Here is an 18,825-nt window from a genome sequence, read left to right on the forward strand (position 1 = left end):
CCGCTCAGTCCAGCGACTGTTCGATTTCGGTTTCGAGGGCGTGAATCCGCTGTTCCAAGTCGGCGACCATCTCCGTCTGCTGTTCGTTGGCGGTGGCGATGCTTTCGACCGATTCCGACACCTCTTCGCTCCGGCGAACGCTGTTGTCGATGATGGTCGCTATCTCCTCCGCGCTCGCGGCCTGTTCGTCGGTCGCGTCCGCGATTTCCGTGATTCCCACGTCGGTTTCCTGAATCGCGGTGACTATGGATTGCTGGTTCTCGACGACGGTTTCTATCTCCTCGGTCGCCGCGACGATACCGTCGTTGGTGGCCTCGACGCTCTCGACCGTATCGAGCGCGGTTTCTCGGATATCGTTGACGATGGCTTCGATCTGTTCGACGCGTTCTTTCGACTGCTCGGCGAGGTCTTTGATCTCGTTTGCGACGACGGCGAAGCCGTCGCCCTCCGCTCCGGCGCGCGCCGCTTCGATGTTCGCGTTCAACGCGAGCAGGTTGGTCTGCTTTGCGATGTTGTCGATGACTTCGACGATTTCGTCTATCTCGTCGATACGGTCTTCGAGTTCGTTCGCGTCGGTGACGACTTCCTGTGCGCTCTCGGAGACGTCATCGACCGTGGCGAGGGTTTCGACCGCGGCGTCGGCTGACGTTTCCGCGAGGGTTTTGGTTTCGGTGCTCTGACTGCTGACCTCCTCCGCGCTCGAAGCGATCTCCTCGATGGTCGCGCTGAAGGTAGCGACCTCCGATTGAACGTCCCCGAGGTTTTGGGATTGGTCGTGCGCTAATTCGCGGATGGATTGGGAGTCGTCTGCGACGTCCGCGGCGGACTCCCGGAGTTCGGCGACGGCGCCCTCCACCTCGTCGGTCATCTGTTCTTGGAGCCTCCGAACGGATTCCCGCTGCTCGATGAGTTCGGTGACACGGGTGATGACCTCGACGGCACCGACGCACTCGCCGTCGGGCGTGGTTATCGGGACGCCCAGTGTGCGCCCGTGAATCGTCTCGCCGCTCGCCGCGGTCGCGGCGCGGATGTCCGATTCGCGGATGACCTCGCCCGTTCGAACGACGGCTTCCGCGAGCGTTTCGGTTTCCCCGTCGGTCCCGAACAGTTCGTAGGCTGGCATGCCGATTGCCTCATCTGCGGAATACCCCATGAGGTCCTCCACCCTTCGATTCCAGTGCGTTACCGTTCCGTGTTTATCGATGACGAACGCCGGTTCCGGGTACAGCACGATCAGGTTTTCGAACGCGTGCCGCCAGAACGACCCAGCGTCGAGGTCGCCGCCGGGATATATCTCGTCTCTCACAGGTTTCTCAGTTGCCATTGTTCGATTATGTATTAAGGGCGATACAACCGATGGGCATATATTTTTGGACTGACGACGGATTGAGGCATCAAATCATATACACATATCAGCTAGTCTGTCGTCGGTGGCTCACGGGGAATTCGGTGTCGGGCGGACCGCAGTCCGAAAGCCCTGTTATGTCCCGGTGCGGAGCCACGAGCATGACCGTTTCCAGCGCCCCGGGGAAGGTGTATCTCTTTGGGGAACACGCCGTCGTGTACGGCGAACCCGCCGTCCCGTGCGCCATCGAGCGCCGGGCGAGCGTAACCGTCGAAGCGCGGGACGACGACCGACTCCGCGTGCACGCCAAGGATCTGAGTATCGACGGATTCACCGTCGAGTACAGCAGCGAGACGAACGCCACGCCCGACGTGAACGTCTCGGAGTCGCTCGTCAGGGCCGGTGTCGGCTACATCGACGCCGCGATAGAACAGGCACGCGATGCGACCGATACGCCGGACGCGGGATTCGACATCACCGTGGAGAGCAACATCCCGCTCGGTGCGGGTCTCGGCTCCTCCGCCGCCGTGACCGTCGCCGCAATCGACGCCGCGACCCGCGAGCTCGGCGTGACGCTCTCATCGGACGAAATCGCGGACCGTGCGTACAAGGCTGAACTCGCGGTGCAGGACGGCGAAGCGTCGCGCGCGGACACCTACTGCTGTGCCACCGGCGGCGCGGTTCGCGTCGAGGGCGACGACTGTCGGTCCATCGAGGCACCCGACCTCCCCATCGTCGTCGGCTTCGACGGCGGCGCGGGCGACACCGGAAAACTCGTGGCCGGGGTCCGGGCGCTCCGCGACGAGTACGATTTCGCCGCCGAAACCGTCGAGAGCATCGGCGATATCGTTCGACAAGGCGAACAGGTGCTCGCCGACGGCGACCTCGACGAACTCGGCAAGCTGATGAACTTCAATCACGGTCTGCTGGAGGCGCTCGGCGTCTCCTCGCGCTCGCTCGACAACATGGTCTGGGCGGCCCGCGACGCGGGTGCGATGGGGGCGAAACTCACGGGTGCGGGCGGCGGCGGCTGTATCGTCGCCCTCGACCCGACGGACGAGACGAAGACGGCGCTCCGGTTCACGCCCGGCTGTGAGGACGCCTTCCGCGCGGAACTCGACACCGAAGGGGTGCGCGTCGAATGAGCCTCACCGTCCTCAAACTCGGCGGAAGCGTCATCACGGACAAAGACCGTCCCGACACGCTGGACGGGGAGATGTTGGACTACGTTGCGGATGCGGTGGGCGATGCGCAAATCGACGACCTCGTGCTCGTTCACGGCGCCGGTAGTTTCGGCCACCACCACGCCAGCGAGCACGGCGTTTCGAAAACGGTGGGAAGCAGTGACGTCGCGGCGGTTATCGACATCCACGGCGCGATGGAGACGCTCGACCAGTTCGTGCTCTCCCGCCTCCACGAACGCGACGTTCCCGCCGTCCCCGTTCATCCGTTCTCCGTCGCGTCCCGTGATTCGGACGCGGAGCTCTCACTTCCGGTCCAGCAGATTGCGACGATGCTCGGAGAAGGGTTCGTTCCCGTCCTTTACGGCGATGTCGTCGTCCACGAGGGCAAGGGCGTCACCATCGTCAGCGGCGACGAACTCGTCACATCCGTTTCACGGCAACTCGACGCGGACCGCGTTGGCTTCTGTTCGACCGTTCCCGGCGTCCTCGACGAAAACGACGCCGTAATCCCCGAAATAACGTCCTACGAGTCGGTCGCGGACGTACTCGGTGAAAGCGAATCGACCGACGTGACCGGCGGAATGGCTGGCAAGGTCGCCGCACTGCTCGAACTCGGTGCGCCCGCGTCTATCTTCGGCCCGGACGACGTGGCGGCGTTTCTCGACGGGGAGAATCCGGGGACGAAAATCGACGGGTGAGCGGGTACGGTCAGCGGATAATCGGAGAAAAAGCGGAGAAAAGACTCGTTTTACGCGCGGGACTGGCGAACCTGTCGCAGGACCGGGATGACGAGCCAGAAGAACACCATCCCGAAGATGGCGAGCCAGAAGGTCGCCTCGCGAAGGATGAGGGCCAGATTCCCGTACATGCCCAAGCCGCTGGGGACCTCCCCGATGAGTTGTGTATCCTCGAACCCGGGGGTGGTGTACCAACCCGAGAGAACCATCCATGCAAGCCCTGCGGTGGCCGCGATACCGAGTCCCTTTGCGAATTCGTCAGCCATTGTTAGACGGTTCGTCGGAGTCATCTTTAGACTTTCCCATTCCCTCGGTGCGGAACCGCGTCGAAAAGGCGTAGACGACCGCACCGGCGGCGATGAGGAACAAGCCGAAGATGGCGAGCGGGAAGTCCACTTGCGGAAGTGGTGCGGTCGCTCGGTCAGTCGCCGAATCGAGGAGGATGAAGCCGAAAACGACCGCGAACACGGCGAACATCGTCGAGAAAACGGTAACCGCCTTGTACACCCGGAGCGGGACGACGACATCGCGCGAACGGATTCCACCAGCGGTGTCCGCGGTGTCGCCTTCGGATTCGTCGTCGAATACCGAGTCACTCCGCTCTTCGTCGTCGTCCCGAGATGAAGACATGGAAATGGGAATGGAAATGTGTGGTAGTTACTTCGGCGGGCGGAGTCGATAGTACCGGCGGTTCAGGCTGAACATGTACCCTTCGCGCATCGACTTCAGCACCGTGTAGGTGATGGTTCCCGCGATAACGGGCACGAAGAACGCCAAGTCGAACGTCAGGTGTGCCGCGATGGGCAGCAGGTTCTTGATCGACAGCGCACTGATGGTGGTGGCGAACGTGACGCCACCGACACCGACCGCGGACCAGAACGGCTGTTCGACCGGCCGCCGTGCGCTCCCCTTGTTGAGGAACGGAACGATGGCGATGAAGCCGACCACGACGACGTTTGCGACGACACCGAACGTCCGGTCGGCCATCAGCTTCTGCCCGCCGAGGATGGCGAGCTCGGGATTGAGCGGACCGAGCTTCAGTAGGCCGAACGACCAGTAGAGATACCAGTCCGGCAGGATGATGGCCGGAGTCGAACTCGGGTCCGCCGGCGGTCCGAGGTGCGGCGGGAGCGTCGCCGCGAGGAACAAAATCATCCCGATGAAGAAACTGCCTATCGAGAGGTTTCGAATCATCTCGTGGGGCCACGTCGGGAACGCCAGCACGTCACGTTCGACGTAGCTGGACTCCTGTCGGAGGTCTTGGTCCTCCCGCCGCGACCGCTCGAAGTATTCGTACGTCAGCCGGGAGAGCCCCTGCGTGCGCTGCTTCCGTTCGAGCCACGTCGGGGTCTCGTCGTCCGGCGGGACGATGCCGGTACCACTTCCGTCGGTTCGGGGTTGGGATTCGTTTTCGTCGGTCATTGTATCAGTGTGGTTCCGCGATGCCCTGCATCCAGACGATGCCGATGTGGACGGCGACGAGCGTCGTCACGACGAACGGCAACAGGAACACGTGCAGGATGTACATGCGCTGGAGCGTCGATTGACTCAGGCTGAAGCCACCGAACAACAGGTGTGCAACCCATTCGCCTATCAGCGGTACGGACAGGCTCATTTCGACGCCGATCTGTCCGGCCCAGAACGCCAGCTGGTCCCACGGGAGCAGGTAGCCGGTGTACCCGAACACCAGCGTCAGGCTGATGAGGATGATGCCGAGAATCCAGTTCACCTCGCGCGGTTCCTTGTACGCACCCGTGAAGTAGACACGGAGCATGTGGAGGAACACCGCCGCGACCATCACCTGCGCCGCCCAGCGGTGGATCGACCGAAGCATGAACCCGAAGTTCAAGTCGGTCATGATAAACGTAAGCTGGTTGTACGCGGCCGACGGGTCACCGGCGGTCGAGGGCGAGTAGTAGAACCCGAGTAGCGCGCCGCTGATCGCGGCAACCGCGTACGCGAGGGTGGAAAAGCTCCCCAGCGCGTACAGCGGATACCAGTACCAGAACTTGTTGTCGAGGCCGTACTGTTCGGTGTGGCTTTTCGGCATCTGGAGGTTGACGCGGTAGTACAACGTCTCCAGGATTTCGAGGTAGTCCACGATGCGGAAGCGCTTGTCCATCCACATCAGCGTCGTGAGGAACGTACTCTCGATGGGCGTGAGGTCCTTCTCACGGAGCCACTCCCCGTGGTCGTATTCGTCTTTTGGTTCGAGACTCATCTTAGCTGTCCCCCTCCGGGCGTGGCAGCGCCACGAAGGATTTCTTTACGAGGCTGAAGGGGTCGTACACCGACTGGTGGCACGGACAGTAGACGTCGTCCTGGGCGTTGAACTTGGCGGACCCCGCGATTCCCTTGAATTTGGGAACGCAACAGAAGTGGGTACACTTGTTGAGCCACGCAACGAATCCTTTGTCCGTACTGGCGTTTACCCACTCGTTGTCCTTCTTCTCGATGAGCGGGCTACGGAGGACTTGTACCGTCAGGGTCTGCGAGCTGTCCACGTCCTGTGAACGCCACGTGACCGTCGCGGGTTTGCCGAGACCGGACTTACCGATGCCGTTGCCCCACGTCTTGTAGTCCGAGAAGTCGTCGACGTGGACTTTCCCGCCCGCCTCGACGTCGGCCTGCCATTCGTACTGTGCCCCTTTCTTGTATCGGAAGTAGTTGTCTTGGTCCGCTTCGGGGTCAACGCCTTTGTACGTCTGGACACCACAGTACTGGAACCATTCGGGGGAGTACGTCATGCCGCCGATCTTCTTCTCGGCGACGACGACTTCCTGTCCGCCCTTTTGGACCTTCTTCGCCTCGGGGAACTGCCCCTTGAGATATCCTTCGCTGTCGATTTCGATGGGTATCTGCGGCATTCCACGCGGGGCGGGTCCCGCGATGTTCTCGACCGCCATGTACTGCGTGGTCCCACCGCCCTCGCCGGACGGGGAGGTAGCAGTTTTCAATGCGGCACCGGCGCCGACACCGACGCCAGTGAGCGTTGCACTGCCGACCACGCCTTTGACGAAACGGCGGCGACCTGTGCTCTCCGGATATTTGTCGTCTCCTGCCATTGTTTATCGTTTGTAGTAGGGGTACACTGCTCGTTTGAACTGTTCCCACGCGTTACCGAACGATTCGGTTCCTTCCTCTTGTCCCTCGCGCACGTAGAGGTCTTCCCATTTGCGACGACGCTTTTTCACGATCATCACGTCGGGGAGGAACTCCTTGCGGTACAACATGAGGATGAACGCGAGGTCGATGAAGATGACCGCGAGGATGCCGCCGAGGAACATGTTGCCGGCCTCCCTGAGGCCCCAGCCGTTGAGGAGGCCGTACGTGAACAGACCGACGAACACGACCTCGACTATCGTCAACAGGACGATGGTGATAGCGGCGGTCGTGCTTTCTCGTGCCGGTTCGTATCGGTGAATATCGCCGTAAGTGCTTCCTGACGAGGACATCTATCTGTTCCCTCCACTGGTGTTTGCGGATTCGCCGTACTTCAGGAAGAAGAACGTGTAGAGGAGCGACATCATCACCATCAGAATCGTCGCGATTCCGACGTAATGTGCCTGGAACGGAACACCCATCTCCTCCGGGTCCGCTTCCGCTACCGCGCCGCCACCGCCCGAGCTACCGACGGTGATGGAACCGGTCATGCCGGCGCTCTTGTGCGGGGCACAAACGTACGCGTACTCGCCGGGCGTACTGAACGTGTGCGAGTAGGTGTGACCGGTGTCGAAAAGCTCGCTCGCACTGCCCGAGCCTTCCCAGCCGGCACCCTCTGGTTGGCTTTCGGGGACGACGTTGTGACCGTCCGACTCCCAGACGAACTTGACCGTCGTCCCGGGCGTGACGGTCAGCTTGTCCGGGTCGAACACCAAGTCGCCGCCCGGACCGACCTTCACGGTCTTCGTAGGACCGCCACCACCGCCGCCCTGTGATTGGTTCCCGCTCGATTGATTCCCGCTGGACTGGTTCCCGCCTCCCGACGTCGTCGTTTGGCCTCCACTCGTCCCGTTACCACCGGACTGGTTTCCGCCTCCTGACGTCGTCGTTTGTTGCGCACCAGCGGGTGCCGCAGTCGCGGCTGTTCCGCCAGCAACACCGCTGGCCGCCAGTAGAAAGTCCCGCCTCTTCATACATGTGTTGGTCAGGATGGGACTTGCTTAAACCCACCGATGCCGATGGATTGCCGTCATCGGCAGGCTCGGAATCCCTCCGTCCGGTTCAGTCGTCCTGGTCCTTTTCGTCGACGGGGAGAAAGTCGGGTCGCATCCCCGATTCGACGCCCGCCGAGCGGAGTCTGTTTCGATACTCCTCGGACCGAAATCTGTCGGACAAACGGGCGTTCGCCACGATGAGAAGGACGAACAGTCCGAAGACGAAGAAGGCACCCCCGACGAGGGCGAGCAGGGGTGCGCCGTCTCGAACCGAATCGGCGACGCCGACGACACCGAGGACGATGAGGAGCCACGCGATTATCATCCCGATACCGCCGAGCACGTGAATCGCGCCGATGGTCTGCATCAGCTTGTTGCCGAGTTCGCCGCTGCCCTCGGTCACCTCGTCCGGTTGCGGTAGTTGGCCCCCCTCGGGCATTTCCGGGACCTCGTACTCGTCCATCGACGCTAACGCTACCGTGGGTTTCACGTCGCGCAAAACGGTTCCACGTCCCTCGACGCTACCGTCGGGGTAGACGATGGCGTATCCCTCGTCGGAGTACGCGGCCAACTGTGGCTCGCCGTCGCGCGTGATGCGCTCGACGACGGCGAACACCTCCCTGATAGCGATGCGGTGTTTCAGGTCGGCCTCCACGCGGTCGAGCAACTCCGTGCCGGTTATCCACGAGTCGGGGTCGAAGGCGACCTCCCACTCTTCGAGCGACATCTCCGCCATGTCCTCGGGTCCGAAGTTCTCGAAATCGTACTTATCGTCGACCTCGCGGCGGAGTTCCTCGCGGGATTTCTCTGGCGCGTCGTCGTCCACGCCCTCCGTCCCGCTGTCGGAGTCAGCCATTACCCGAACCTTACACTTCGATGGCTAAAACGTCTTCTGACCTGCCCGGCGTTTCGGACGGTTTAACGCATCCCGGTCTAACCATCCAGTATGGTATCCGACGCGGCGATTGCGACCGTGGTCGCCCTAGTCGTGACGGCGAGCTTTCCGTTTTATCTTTACGGCGCGTGGATCATTCTCGAATCGGACCCCGTGACGTGGGCGGTACTGACCCGCCATCTGAAGTATATCTCCGTCGGACTACTGTTGACCACGGTGCCCTTCCTCACGTGGATGCTTCCGCGATTCATCGCCCACTTCGGCGGCGGTCTCGCCGCGGTGCACGCCTTCCTCGGGTTGCAAGCCTACGCGATGTTGATACTGGCGCTCACCGGCATCGTTAGGATATTTCAGGTCAAACGCGCTCACGATTTGTACGGCACGCCGAACCCCGAGATGGACATCGGCGAACTCCACGAAAACATGGACTCGTGGCGGTGGCGTCTGCGCGCCGGTGTCGCTGGCTACATCATTTTCTGGCTGCTCGCGTGGACGCTCGGCGTCGCACGCTTTTTCATCCTGCACACGGACTATCTCTGATTCGAAGTCCCTCAGTCCCACGCCTCGCCGCTGGCGAGGTCGATGTCGTTGTCGAGTTTCGAGGACGGACAGATGTCTTCGAGGATGCAGTCCCCGCAATCGGGGTTCCGCGCGGTGCAGGTCGCCCGTCCGTGGCTGATGAACAGGTGGGTCAGCCACTGCCAGTCCTCCTCGGGGACGAACGTCATCAGGTCGGACTCGATTTTCTGGGGCGTCTTCTCCTCCGTCAGACCCAACCGGCGCGAGAGACGCTGGACGTGGGTGTCAACGACGATTCCTTCCACCACGTCGTGACCGTGCTGGAGCACCACGTTCGCGGTTTTCCGCCCGACGCCCGTGAGGTCGGTCAGTTCGCTCATCGTGTCGGGAACCTCCCCGTCGTGTTCCTCGATGATGGTCCCGCAGGCGCTGTGTATCCACTTCGCCTTGTTGTTGTAGTACGTGATGGAGTTCAGGTCCTCGGCCAACTCGTCCACGTCGGCGTTCGCGTAGTCCTCCACCGACTCGTACTTCTCGAACAGGTGTTCCGTCTCCTTGTTCACGCGCTCGTCGGTACACTGGGCCGAGAGCATGACCGCGATGAGGAGTTCGAGGCGGTTCGAGAAGTTGAGCGAGATGGTCGCGTCGGGATACTCGTCGTACAGTCTGTCCACGATTTCGTCCAGTTGTTCCTCCCGCGTGTCGAGTGGGACGCCCATGTCGGTGTTCTCGGAGGGCGTCGGTTTGAGTGGTTCGGTGTCTCGGGAGAGCGGGGAGAGAGTCGGCGCGGAGAAAGAATCTTACTCCCGGTGTTCGTAGGCGCGAACATGTCCCCCGATGGCTACTCGGCTTGGTGGACGGACCCGGATTACGTCTCGACGGTCGTCGGCGTTCTCGCCGCCGCCGCGCTCTACTTCTACAGCGCGTGGGTGAACTGGGGGCCGACGACGGTCGAAATAACGGTCGTCTTGCTAGCGGTCCTGCTCCCGACGACGCTCGGCTACGAAATTGCTCGTCGTTTCTAAGATGGACGACTCGGAAACCGCCCGTTGTCCGACTCGTATTCCAGAGAGTTTAAACGCCCGTCACGCACCCATCTCCGTATGAAAGCGACCGCGAAGGCCCACCCCATTCAGGGGCTGGTCAAGTACCACGGGATGCGCGACGAGGAACAGCGGTACCCGTACCACGACAGCATCAGCGTCTGTACCGCACCGAGCCACACGAAAACGACGGTCGAGTTCGACGAGTCGTTCGACTCGGACACCTTCGTCGTCGACGGCGAGGAACTGACGGGGCACGCGGCGGACCGCGTACGTACTGTGGTTTCCCGCGTGCGCGAGCTGGCCGAAATCGACACCCGCGTCCGACTGGAGAGCGAGAACAGCTTCCCCTCGAACGTTGGTCTCGGCTCCTCGTCGTCCGGGTTCGCCGCCGCCGCGATGGCCGCGGTGGAGGCCGCCGGTCTCGACCTCTCGCGTCCGGACGTCTCGACCATCGCGCGCCTCGGGTCGTCCTCGGCCGCCCGCGCCGTGACGGGCGGCTTCTCCGACCTTCACATGGGCCTGAACGACCACGACTGCCGCTCGGAGCGACTCGAATCGCCGCTCGAAGACGACGTGCGAATCGTCGCCGGACTGGTTCCGGCCTACAAGGAGACCGAGGAAGCCCACCGCGAAGCCGCCGACAGTCACATGTTCGACGCGCGGTTGGCGCACATCCACGACCAACTCGTCGAGATGCGCGACGCGCTCCGCGTCGGCGACTTCGACCGCGTGTTCGAGACGGCGGAACACGACTCCCTCTCGCTCGCCGCGACGACCATGACAGGTCCGGCGGGATGGGTGTACTGGAAGCCCGAAACCCTCGAAATCTTCGACGCGGTTCGGAAACTCCGCACCGAGGAGGATATCCCGGTCTACTACTCCACGGATACGGGTGCCAGCGTGTACGTCAACACGACCGCCGAGCACGCCGAATACGTCGAGGAAGTCGTCGCCGATTGTGGCGTCGAGACCATGCGCTGGAAGGTCGGCGGCCCGGCCGAAATCCTCCCCGAAGACGACGCGCTGTTCTGAGTTCCCGAACCGCTACTTGAGCGGGGAGTACGCCTTTAGCCCTCCCATCCGTTGTTTTCCCATGGACATCGCAGTGCTCGGCGCTGGCTATGCCGGTCTGTCCCTCGCTCGAAAACTCGAAACGGACCTCTCCGACGACGCCACCATCGTCGTGGTCGAGGAAACGGGCGAACACCTCGTTCAGCACGAACTCCACCGCGTCATCCGCCGCCCCTCGCTCGCGGACCAAATCTCGATTCCGTTGACCGACGTCCTCGACTGCGAGGTTCGGGAGACTCGCGTCGAATCGGTTGACCCGGACGAAAATCGCGTCCGCCTCGAAGACGACGCGCTGGAGTACGACTACGCCGCCGTCTGTCTCGGTGCCGAAACCGCCTTCTACGACCTCCCCGGCGTCGAGGAGTACGCGATTCCCCTGAAGCGTCTCGAACACGCCCGCGAGATTCGGGAGGGCTTCCTTTCCGCCGACGGCGGTCGCGTCGTGGTCGGCGGCGCGGGACTCTCGGGCGTGCAGGTCGCGGGTGAACTGGCCGCCCTCGCCGACGAGGAGGAGATGAACGTCGAAATCGTCCTGCTCGAACAGTTCGAAACGGTCGCGCCCGCCTTCCCGGCCAACTTTCAGGAGGCCGTACGGGACCAACTCGAACGACGCGACATCGACATTCGTACCGGAACCGCCGTCTCCCGCGCCGATGACGACACTATCACGCTCGAAGACGGCGAAACGCTCGCGTACGACCTGTTCGTCTGGACTGGCGGGATTCGCGGTCCCGACGCGATGGGCGGCGACCGCGCCCGCGTCGATAGCACGCTCCGACTCGGCGACGGAACCTTCGTCGTCGGCGACGCCGCGCAAGTCGTCGATGGCGACGGCGAGGCGGTTCCAGCGAGCGCACAATCCGCCGTGCGGGAGGCCCACGTCGTCGCGAAAAACATCGTTCGACTGGTCGAGGGCGACGACGTGTTCGACCCGCGTCTCGACCAGTTCACCTTCGACTCGCCGGGGTGGCTCGTTTCGGTCGGCGACGGCACGGTGGCGCAAATCGGCCCGACCGTCGTGACGGGACGGGCGGCGAAGGCGCTCAAGGCGACGGTCGGCGCTGGTTACCTCTCGTCGGTCGGTGCCGTCAGAAACGCGGTCGATTTGATCGGAGAAGAGTTGGGGGACTAAATACCCGGAATCCCGAGCGCGCTCGACGTCAGGACGTCGAGGAAGACCAGCGCGTAGGAGATGACGACCACCGAGAGCCACGCGATGAGGCCGATCCCGATGGCGTTGCCCCAACCGCCGGGATACCGCCAGTTGATGACCCAAACCCACGCGATGAGGACGACGATCCAACCGAACAACCAGCCGACTAACACCGCGACGATACCGCCGATGACCGAGCCAACGATGGCTGTTATCAACGCGTACCCGTAATCGTCGGTTCCCGTGACGACCCGCGCACCGATGTAGATGCCGAGACCACCGATGAGCAGGCTCACGATGAAGCCGACGACGGAACCCATGAGGGATAACATCGTGAATTCCCCTACGACGAACCTGTTTTTATAAGAACCGCTTGCGACTCGTCGGAACCTCCGCGGCGAAATGGTTATAATAAACGAATTCAGCATCATCTTTAAGGTACTGGCCCATCCTTGCCTCACCATGGCACGCGAGCCGACGCTTGACACGGTACTGATCGGCGCGGTCGGAGCCGGTGCTGCGGCGCTAATCGGAACGAGAGCACTGGAATACTACCGAGAACGACGACGCCGCTCGACGCCACACGTCGTTTGCACGGACTGTGGCGAAGCGATGCCGATAGACGACGTTCTCGACCCGGCAGTCACCTGCGCTTGTGCGACCAGTAACGTGCGAATGGACTGAGAAGAAACTGCGTGCCACGACGTTCACTTTTCGAGAAAACGAGTCAGGGAGTTAGACGTGGCGCAAACTGCCACGAAGTCCCCGCTCGGCTACTCCGATGAGGAGCAGGGCGAAGAACGCCACGACGAGCCATCGCCCCGTCTGGGAACTGACCGCATCCGCGAACAGTCCCAGCAGGTCGAATCCGACTGCTTGGCCGAGTGCGAACAGCAGCAACACGAATCCGATGGCTATCAGACCGGCCATCATGCCGGTCTTTGCGAGCCAACTCGACGTATCCTCGTCGTCCGTCCGACGTCTCGGCTCGGCCTGCTGGTCTGCATCGCCTCGTCCGGTCGTTTTCTTCCGTTCGGTTCGTTGACTACCGTCGTTTCGGTCGTCTCCGCTCTGTTGTGGTTGGGGCATCGTGTATCCCCATCGACCTCGAGACGGGCGAGACGTATAGCTATAAACCGATTAAACGGCCCGTTTCGGACCGTTTTGTGTGACCATATCCGACGGGTTGGGGTGGTAGGAGGACTTCCGACGAACCTATCGGTCCGCGACACCGAGTGGGGAACGAAACGATGACCGACGAACGGGACCCCGACGAAATCATCGGCGACCTCGACGGGCCGGTGTTGCTCTTCGACGGCGTGTGCAACCTCTGTAACGCCGCCGTTCGGTTCACGGTTCGGTTCGACGAGTCGGGGACGTTCCGGTTCGCGCCGCTCCAGTCCGCCGTCGGGCGGGCGCTCCTCGACCGACACGGCCTCTCGACCGACGAGTTCGATTCGGTCGTGCTCGTGGAGGGTGACGACTGTTACACCCGTTCCACCGCCGCGCTCCGGGTCTGCCGCCGACTCGACGGTCCGTGGCCGCTCCTGTACCCCCTCGTTTTTCTCCCGGCCGCCCTCCGAGACCCGGTGTACGACCTGATAGCGACGCACCGCTACCGGCTCTTCGGGCGGACGGACGAGTGTCAAATCCCGGACCCCGAACTCCGCGAGCGGTTCGTCGAGCGCGCGCTCGATACGGTATGAACCCCCTATCGCGCGAGTAGGTTCCCTCTTCTCATCGGTTCGTTCCCGCTACTCGACCGGTAGGATGACGTACGTCACCCACAGGCCGCGTATAACAATGGTTCGGCGTCGCCAGTTGTATTTCAGTGAGAACGGATGAACGAAAGGCCACATCGAATCGAATTAGGCTGCGGTTCCGCCGAACGGGTCGCCCATCCACCACCGGCGAACGGTCGGACTACCGACCGCTACGCGGCCGTTATGAGTGAGAAGGGAATTCGACGCGTTTCGGGAGGGAGGGGCACATGGTAGGATTGTTCGGTGCCTTCGGCGACCGCACGGTCGGCTTAGACGCGTTTCCGAGCATGCGGCGTGGGGGCCCAGAGCGAACGGATTCGTTCGCCGACGATGCGGTCGCCGTGACCACGGGATTCCATCCGCTGCTGGCCGACGAACAGCCCGTCCGAACCGCCACGGAAGACGTGCTGGTCTGGACCCTCGGCGACGTGTACGGGTTCGAACGAAACGGCTCGTATCAACCGCGTCCGGCCGCCATCGATACGCCGACGTTCTGTGCGAACCTGTACGAGTCGTACGGCATCGACTTCGTGGACGGTTTAAACGGGGAGTTCGCGGGCGTCGTCTACGACCGCGAACGACGGACCGTCTTCCTGTTGACCGACCGATTGGGTTCGTATCCGCTCTTCCACACGGAGGCGGGCGACGCGCTGTTGTGTTCGACGGACATCCAAACGCTCGCCGGATTTCCGGGCGTCGAAACCGCGTTCGACCGCGACTATCTCGCCGAGTTTCTCGCCTACAAGCGGTCGTTCGGCGTGACGACGCCGCTCTCCGGCATCGAACGGCTTCCACCCGCGACGGTCACGGCCATCGACCTCGACGACGCATCGACGGATTCCCGTCGGTACTGGCGGCCCGAGTACGCGCCGAAGGACGAACCGTTCGAGTACTTCGTCGAGGAGTTCGTCGAGCGATTTCGACGCATCCTCGACGAGTGGGTACGTGACGACCGCGAGTACGGCCTGCTGTTGAGCGGAGGGAGCGATTCGCGGCTCGTCATGGCCGCGATGGACCGTCCCGTCGTCGGGTTCCACATGAACGACTGGAGAAACCGCGAGGCGCGCGTCGCGGAGCGTATCGCCGCGGCCGCCGGTAACGAATTTCGGTTCCTCCACCGCGACGAGGAGTACCGGCGGCGGTCGCTCGCGGAGAACCCCTCCCTCTCGAACTTCGACGGGTGGTACAAACAGGGCTACCCGACGGGCTTTGCCGACGAAATCACGTCGTCGGTGGACGTGCTCATGTCCGGGCTGTACGCCGACACGCTGTTCAAAGGCCACGCGGTCCCGTCGCCGAAGGTGTCGCTCGGCCCGGTGGGGAACGTGACCTTGCCGCTCGAAACGCCGATTCGGACGGTGGACGAGTTCATCGACCGGCTCGCCACCGACGCCCCGCCGTACCTCGACGCCGATGTGGACCTCGAAGCCGTCCTTCGGAAAAACATCTCCGTCACTTCGGACGGGGAGATAGACCACCACGGCGTTCGATACCGGTCGATTCGGGAACTCGTCCTCTGTAGCGACTACTACCCGCTGTCGAACGACACCGAACTCATCTACACGAACAGCCTCCGACAACTCCGTCCGTATCGGACGCCGTTTCTCGACAATCGGCTCATCGACCTCCACCTCTCGATGCCGGTCGAATATCAGCTTCGGCGCAACATCGTCCATCAGGCCATCGAGCGGCTCGACTCGCGTCTCGCCGCGGTTCCGCACTCGGAGTCCGGCGTTCGAGCTGACCGCTCGTTTCCGGTCGAATACGTCGGCAAACACCTGAACGCATTCCGGTGGAAGCACTTCGAGGACGAGACGCCGCCGGAACCGTGGTGTACGCACGGCCCGTGGCCGAACGACGCGGCGTTCGTCCGACAGGACGGATTCGTCCGGGACGCGCTCGCCGCGAACCGCGAGGTCGTCGAAATCCTCCCATTCCTCGATTGGGAGGGCGTCCGGCGAAGCTACCGCGACCACTTCGACGGCGCGGACAACACCGTCGAACTCTACACGCTGTTGACCCTGCTCGAGATGCCGGTAACGAAACTGCTGGGCGATGCCGTCGAAACCGACGACTCAGCGTCGCCGACCGGTTCCGAACCGGTCGGCGACCGACCGCTGATCAGGCTTCCGACCGCCGACGAAGGGGGTGAGGAGCGGTGAGCGGCAACGGCAGTAGTGGCGATGGCGGCGACGGAGACGTCGGTAACAATGACGGCCTTCGAACGCTGGTGCTCGGACTGGACGGGGCCTGTCCGCCGATTCTCGAACCGCTGTTTTCGGCGGGGGCGCTTCCGAACCTCCGCTCGATATTCGACGGCGGCGTCTCTGGTCCGCTCGAATCCCAACTGCCGCCGTGGACGCCGAGCGCGTGGCCGTCGCTGTTCACCGGCGTCAACCCCGGCAAACACGGCGTGTTCAGCTTTCTGGACTACGAGGGCTACGACTGGAGCGTCGTGGACGGCTCGGACGTCCGCGCCGTTCCCGTCTGGGAGCACCTCTCCCGGCACGGATTCTCGAGCGTCGTCGTCAACGTGCCCGTGACGCACCCGCCGCGCGAGTTCGACGGTGCGCTCGTGCCGGGGTACATGGCCCCCGACTCCCCGGCGTGTCACCCGCCGGACCTGCTCTCCGACATCCGCGAGGAAATCGGGAACTACCGCGTCTACCCCGAAACGACGGACCTCTCGCCCGAGGAAGCCGCCGCCGAGTACCGCGACGTGGTGGAGATGCGCGGTGAGGCGTTCCGCCTCCTCGCGGACCGGTTCGACCCCGACTTCGGATTCCTGCAGTTCCAGCAGACGGACACCGTGTTCCACGAGTTCCCCGGCGAGCGGGAGACGGTTCGGGCGGTGTACGAGGCGGTGGACGAGCAGGTCGGCGAGGTCCTCGACGCGACCGACCCGGACACCGTTCTCGTCGTCAGCGACCACGGGATGGGCGAGATGACGGGCACGGGATTCTACGTCAACGAGTTCCTCGCAAAACACGGGTACGTGGACGTGTCGCAGGGCGGCGACGGAATGCCCTCGTGGGTTCCGACGCGGGAGTCGCGGCTTCGAAACGGCGACGCGGACGGAGAAGACGCGGACGACCCCAACTTGCTTCGGCGCGTGACCGCCCTCGCCGCCAAGTGCGGCCTCACGACGGCACGGGCGGGAAAACTGTTGTCGGCGGTCGGCCTCCGCGATTTCGCGTCCGAACACGTTCCCGCGGGGGTCGTCCGGGCGAGCGGCAGGCAGGTCGATTTCCCGGCCTCGACGGCGTACATGCGGGCCAGAATCGAGTGCGGCGTCCGCATCAATCTGGCGGGCCGCGACCCGAACGGCGTCGTCCCGCCCGAGCGATACGAAGCCCTCCGGACGGAACTCATCTCCCTCCTCGAAGGCGTCGAGACGCCGGACGGAGAGCCGCTTTTCGAGGACGTGGCACGGCGGGAAGCGTACTTCGACGGACCGGAGGCGGACCGGGCGGTCGATATCGTCACGGTTCCGGCCGACTTCGACCACTTCCTCTCCGCGGAGCTTTCGGGGGACGAGTTCGCCGCGCCCGGCCAACCGTGGAACCACAAGCGAAACGGCGTCGTCGCCATGGCGGGCGACGGCATCGACGGCCCGCTCGGGGACGCTCACATCTTCGACGTGACGCCCACCGTCCTCGCGCTGTTCGGCGTGCCGACGAGCACCGAGATGGACGGCGAGGCGTTGTCTTCCGTGGAACCCGTCGGGGAACGTTCGTACCCGACGCGGCGGGAGGGCGGACGCGAGCGGAAGGAAGAAGCGCGGGAGGACGGACGCGAACCGACCGCATCCGAGGAATCGATGGAGAACCGACTGACGGCACTCGGCTATTTGGAGTGATACGCATGACGATAGACGTAAAAGAAGCGGACGATAGCACGCTCGAACGATGGAACTCGTTCGTGGACGAATCGAAGGAAACGACCCCGTTTCATCGGCGCGAGGCGCTCACGCACCTCGCGGAAACGGCGAACGCCGAGGTGCGGTTCCTCGTCGGTTACAAAGGGCAGGAACCGGTCGGCATCTTCCCGATATTCGAGACGACCAAGGGACCGTTCCGGATGGTGTACTCGCCGCCGCCGCACCTGGAGGTGTACTACCTCGGTCCGGCCCTGCTCAACTTCTCGAAGCTGAAACAGCGGAAAGCGGAGCGCCGACATCGGTCGTTCATCGACGGCTGTCTGTCGTGGATAGACGACGAAATCGACCCGCACTACGTGGACGTTCGGACCGTGGACGGGTACACCGACCTGCGCCCCTTCTCGTGGAACGGGTTCGACGTGTCGCCGTCGTACACGTACATCCTCGACCTGACGGAAGACGACCTGCTGATGCAGTTTAGCCGCGACGCGCGGAGCAACGTCAGGAACCGGGACGACGACTGCACGATTCGGGAAGCGGGCGTCGAGGGTATCGAGGCGGTCATCGGCCAGATTCAGAACCGCCACGCGGCACAGGACAAGGAGTACCGCATCGACCCCGCGTTCGTGACCGAACTGTACGAGCGACTGCCCGAGGGATGCGTCCGCCCCTACGTCTGCGAGCGAGACGGCGAAATCCTCGGCGGCATGGTCACGCTCGAAGGGGACGACACCATCTACCGCTGGCAGGGCGGCGCGAAACACGACCTCGACGTGCCCATCAACGACCTGCTGGATTGGCACATCATTCGGGACGCGCGGGAGCGAGGGCTGACCCGCTACGACCTCGTTGGCGCGAACCTGCCCCGCCTCTGTCGGTACAAATCGAAGTTCGGCCCGGAGCCGGTCGCTTACCACACCGTCCAGCGGAAGGCGACCCGGATGCAGGCGGTGACCGGGGTGTATCGTCGGCTCCCGTCCGCGCTCAGGGTGGTGTCGGAATGAGACGCCCTGCTGCCGACCTGTTCGCCCCCGACCTGCTAGCCGACGATTGCCCGACTGCACGTTCCCCGACT

Annotated in this window: 23 protein-coding genes; 11 read left to right on the forward strand and 12 right to left on the reverse strand. The window is 63.2% G+C overall.

Annotated features, from left to right (window positions below):
* Positions 1-4 precede the first annotated feature (4 nt).
* Entirely contained in the window at positions 5-1,306 is a 1,302-nt protein-coding gene (locus OPC11_RS07185; RefSeq protein ID WP_264781469.1) for a methyl-accepting chemotaxis protein, read from the reverse strand.
* A 200-nt stretch (positions 1,307-1,506) separates the two neighbouring features.
* Between OPC11_RS07185 and mvk the strand changes: the two genes are divergently transcribed.
* The gene (mvk, locus tag OPC11_RS07190) at positions 1,507-2,490 is read left to right on the forward strand and encodes a mevalonate kinase (protein WP_264781470.1); all 984 of its coding nucleotides are present in this window, start codon (positions 1,507-1,509) and stop codon (positions 2,488-2,490) included.
* Complete coding sequence (locus tag OPC11_RS07195; protein ID WP_264781471.1) at positions 2,487-3,227, forward strand: isopentenyl phosphate kinase; 741 nt, start codon at positions 2,487-2,489, stop codon at positions 3,225-3,227. Before mvk ends, OPC11_RS07195 begins: the two co-directional genes overlap by 4 nt.
* A gap of 50 nt (positions 3,228-3,277) precedes the next feature.
* On the opposite strand, the gene OPC11_RS07200 is transcribed toward OPC11_RS07195, so the two are convergent.
* The 8 genes from OPC11_RS07200 to OPC11_RS07235 all read right to left on the reverse strand — a co-directional run bounded on the left by OPC11_RS07200 (position 3,278) and on the right by OPC11_RS07235 (position 8,279).
* A complete protein-coding gene (locus OPC11_RS07200; RefSeq protein ID WP_007978861.1) occupies positions 3,278-3,532 on the reverse strand; it encodes a hypothetical protein in 255 nt (84 codons plus the stop codon).
* Positions 3,525-3,896 (reverse strand): hypothetical protein, encoded by a 372-nt coding sequence (locus tag OPC11_RS07205; RefSeq protein ID WP_007978860.1) that lies wholly within the window; start codon positions 3,894-3,896, stop codon positions 3,525-3,527. The genes OPC11_RS07200 and OPC11_RS07205 overlap by 8 nt, the downstream gene beginning before the upstream one ends.
* Before the next feature lie 27 nt (positions 3,897-3,923).
* Positions 3,924-4,688 (reverse strand): cytochrome bc complex cytochrome b subunit, encoded by a 765-nt coding sequence (locus OPC11_RS07210; RefSeq protein WP_007978858.1) that lies wholly within the window; start codon positions 4,686-4,688, stop codon positions 3,924-3,926.
* Between the two features lie 4 nt (positions 4,689-4,692).
* The gene (locus tag OPC11_RS07215; RefSeq protein WP_007978856.1) at positions 4,693-5,487 is read right to left on the reverse strand and encodes a cytochrome bc complex cytochrome b subunit; all 795 of its coding nucleotides are present in this window, start codon (positions 5,485-5,487) and stop codon (positions 4,693-4,695) included.
* Between the two features lies 1 nt (position 5,488).
* Positions 5,489-6,331 carry a Rieske 2Fe-2S domain-containing protein gene (locus OPC11_RS07220; protein WP_007978854.1) on the reverse strand — a complete coding sequence of 281 codons (843 nt, stop codon included), beginning with the start codon at positions 6,329-6,331 and terminating at the stop codon, positions 5,489-5,491.
* Positions 6,332-6,334: 3 nt separating this feature from the next.
* Positions 6,335-6,721 (reverse strand): hypothetical protein, encoded by a 387-nt coding sequence (locus tag OPC11_RS07225; protein WP_007978851.1) that lies wholly within the window; start codon positions 6,719-6,721, stop codon positions 6,335-6,337.
* Entirely contained in the window at positions 6,722-7,402 is a 681-nt protein-coding gene (locus OPC11_RS07230; protein ID WP_264781472.1) for a plastocyanin/azurin family copper-binding protein, read from the reverse strand.
* 88 nt (positions 7,403-7,490) lie between these two features.
* Positions 7,491-8,279 (reverse strand): hypothetical protein, encoded by a 789-nt coding sequence (locus OPC11_RS07235; RefSeq protein WP_007978848.1) that lies wholly within the window; start codon positions 8,277-8,279, stop codon positions 7,491-7,493.
* A 90-nt stretch (positions 8,280-8,369) separates the two neighbouring features.
* Here OPC11_RS07235 and OPC11_RS07240 point away from each other — a divergent pair, with 90 nt between their 5' ends.
* Positions 8,370-8,858, forward strand: a complete 489-nt coding sequence (locus OPC11_RS07240; RefSeq protein ID WP_264781473.1) for a hypothetical protein — start codon at positions 8,370-8,372, stop codon at positions 8,856-8,858.
* Positions 8,859-8,869: 11 nt separating this feature from the next.
* Here the strand turns inward: OPC11_RS07240 and nth are convergent, their stop codons facing one another.
* Entirely contained in the window at positions 8,870-9,556 is a 687-nt protein-coding gene (gene nth / locus OPC11_RS07245) for an endonuclease III (RefSeq protein ID WP_007978844.1), read from the reverse strand.
* Between the two features lie 108 nt (positions 9,557-9,664).
* Here nth and OPC11_RS07250 point away from each other — a divergent pair, with 108 nt between their 5' ends.
* The 3 genes from OPC11_RS07250 (at position 9,665) to OPC11_RS07260 (ending at position 12,086) form a co-directional block, all read left to right on the forward strand.
* The gene (locus OPC11_RS07250; RefSeq protein WP_264781474.1) at positions 9,665-9,862 is read left to right on the forward strand and encodes a hypothetical protein; all 198 of its coding nucleotides are present in this window, start codon (positions 9,665-9,667) and stop codon (positions 9,860-9,862) included.
* A gap of 78 nt (positions 9,863-9,940) precedes the next feature.
* A complete protein-coding gene (gene mvaD / locus OPC11_RS07255; protein WP_069453086.1) occupies positions 9,941-10,915 on the forward strand; it encodes a phosphomevalonate decarboxylase MvaD in 975 nt (324 codons plus the stop codon).
* A 61-nt stretch (positions 10,916-10,976) separates the two neighbouring features.
* Positions 10,977-12,086, forward strand: a complete 1,110-nt coding sequence (locus OPC11_RS07260) for an FAD-dependent oxidoreductase (protein ID WP_264781475.1) — start codon at positions 10,977-10,979, stop codon at positions 12,084-12,086.
* Here the strand turns inward: OPC11_RS07260 and OPC11_RS07265 are convergent.
* On the reverse strand, positions 12,083-12,427 hold the full coding sequence (locus OPC11_RS07265) for a hypothetical protein (protein WP_007978837.1): 345 nt from the start codon (positions 12,425-12,427) through the stop codon (positions 12,083-12,085). The two genes, OPC11_RS07260 and OPC11_RS07265, sit on opposite strands and share 4 nt — an antisense overlap.
* 142 nt (positions 12,428-12,569) lie before the next feature.
* Here OPC11_RS07265 and OPC11_RS07270 point away from each other — a divergent pair, with 142 nt between their 5' ends.
* Entirely contained in the window at positions 12,570-12,791 is a 222-nt protein-coding gene (locus OPC11_RS07270; RefSeq protein WP_254663508.1) for a hypothetical protein, read from the forward strand.
* A 51-nt stretch (positions 12,792-12,842) separates the two neighbouring features.
* On the opposite strand, the gene OPC11_RS07275 is transcribed toward OPC11_RS07270, so the two are convergent.
* A complete protein-coding gene (locus OPC11_RS07275) occupies positions 12,843-13,196 on the reverse strand; it encodes a hypothetical protein (protein WP_069453083.1) in 354 nt (117 codons plus the stop codon).
* Positions 13,197-13,357: 161 nt separating this feature from the next.
* Here OPC11_RS07275 and OPC11_RS07280 point away from each other — a divergent pair, with 161 nt between their 5' ends.
* From OPC11_RS07280 to OPC11_RS07295, 4 genes are all read left to right on the forward strand, one after another.
* Positions 13,358-13,813: a thiol-disulfide oxidoreductase DCC family protein gene (locus tag OPC11_RS07280; RefSeq protein ID WP_007978831.1), complete on the forward strand. Its 456-nt coding sequence runs from the start codon at positions 13,358-13,360 to the stop codon at positions 13,811-13,813.
* Positions 13,814-14,097: 284 nt separating this feature from the next.
* The gene (locus OPC11_RS07285; protein WP_264781476.1) at positions 14,098-16,032 is read left to right on the forward strand and encodes an asparagine synthase-related protein; all 1,935 of its coding nucleotides are present in this window, start codon (positions 14,098-14,100) and stop codon (positions 16,030-16,032) included.
* Positions 16,029-17,729, forward strand: coding sequence for an alkaline phosphatase family protein (locus OPC11_RS07290; protein WP_264781477.1), 1,701 nt, complete (start codon positions 16,029-16,031; stop codon positions 17,727-17,729). The genes OPC11_RS07285 and OPC11_RS07290 overlap by 4 nt, the downstream gene beginning before the upstream one ends.
* A 5-nt stretch (positions 17,730-17,734) precedes the next feature.
* On the forward strand, positions 17,735-18,754 hold the full coding sequence (locus OPC11_RS07295) for a GNAT family N-acetyltransferase (RefSeq protein WP_007978824.1): 1,020 nt from the start codon (positions 17,735-17,737) through the stop codon (positions 18,752-18,754).
* Positions 18,755-18,825: the final 71 nt, after the last annotated feature.

Source organism: Haladaptatus sp. T7 (assembly GCF_026008575.1).
Classification (GTDB): domain Archaea; phylum Halobacteriota; class Halobacteria; order Halobacteriales; family Haladaptataceae; genus Haladaptatus; species Haladaptatus paucihalophilus.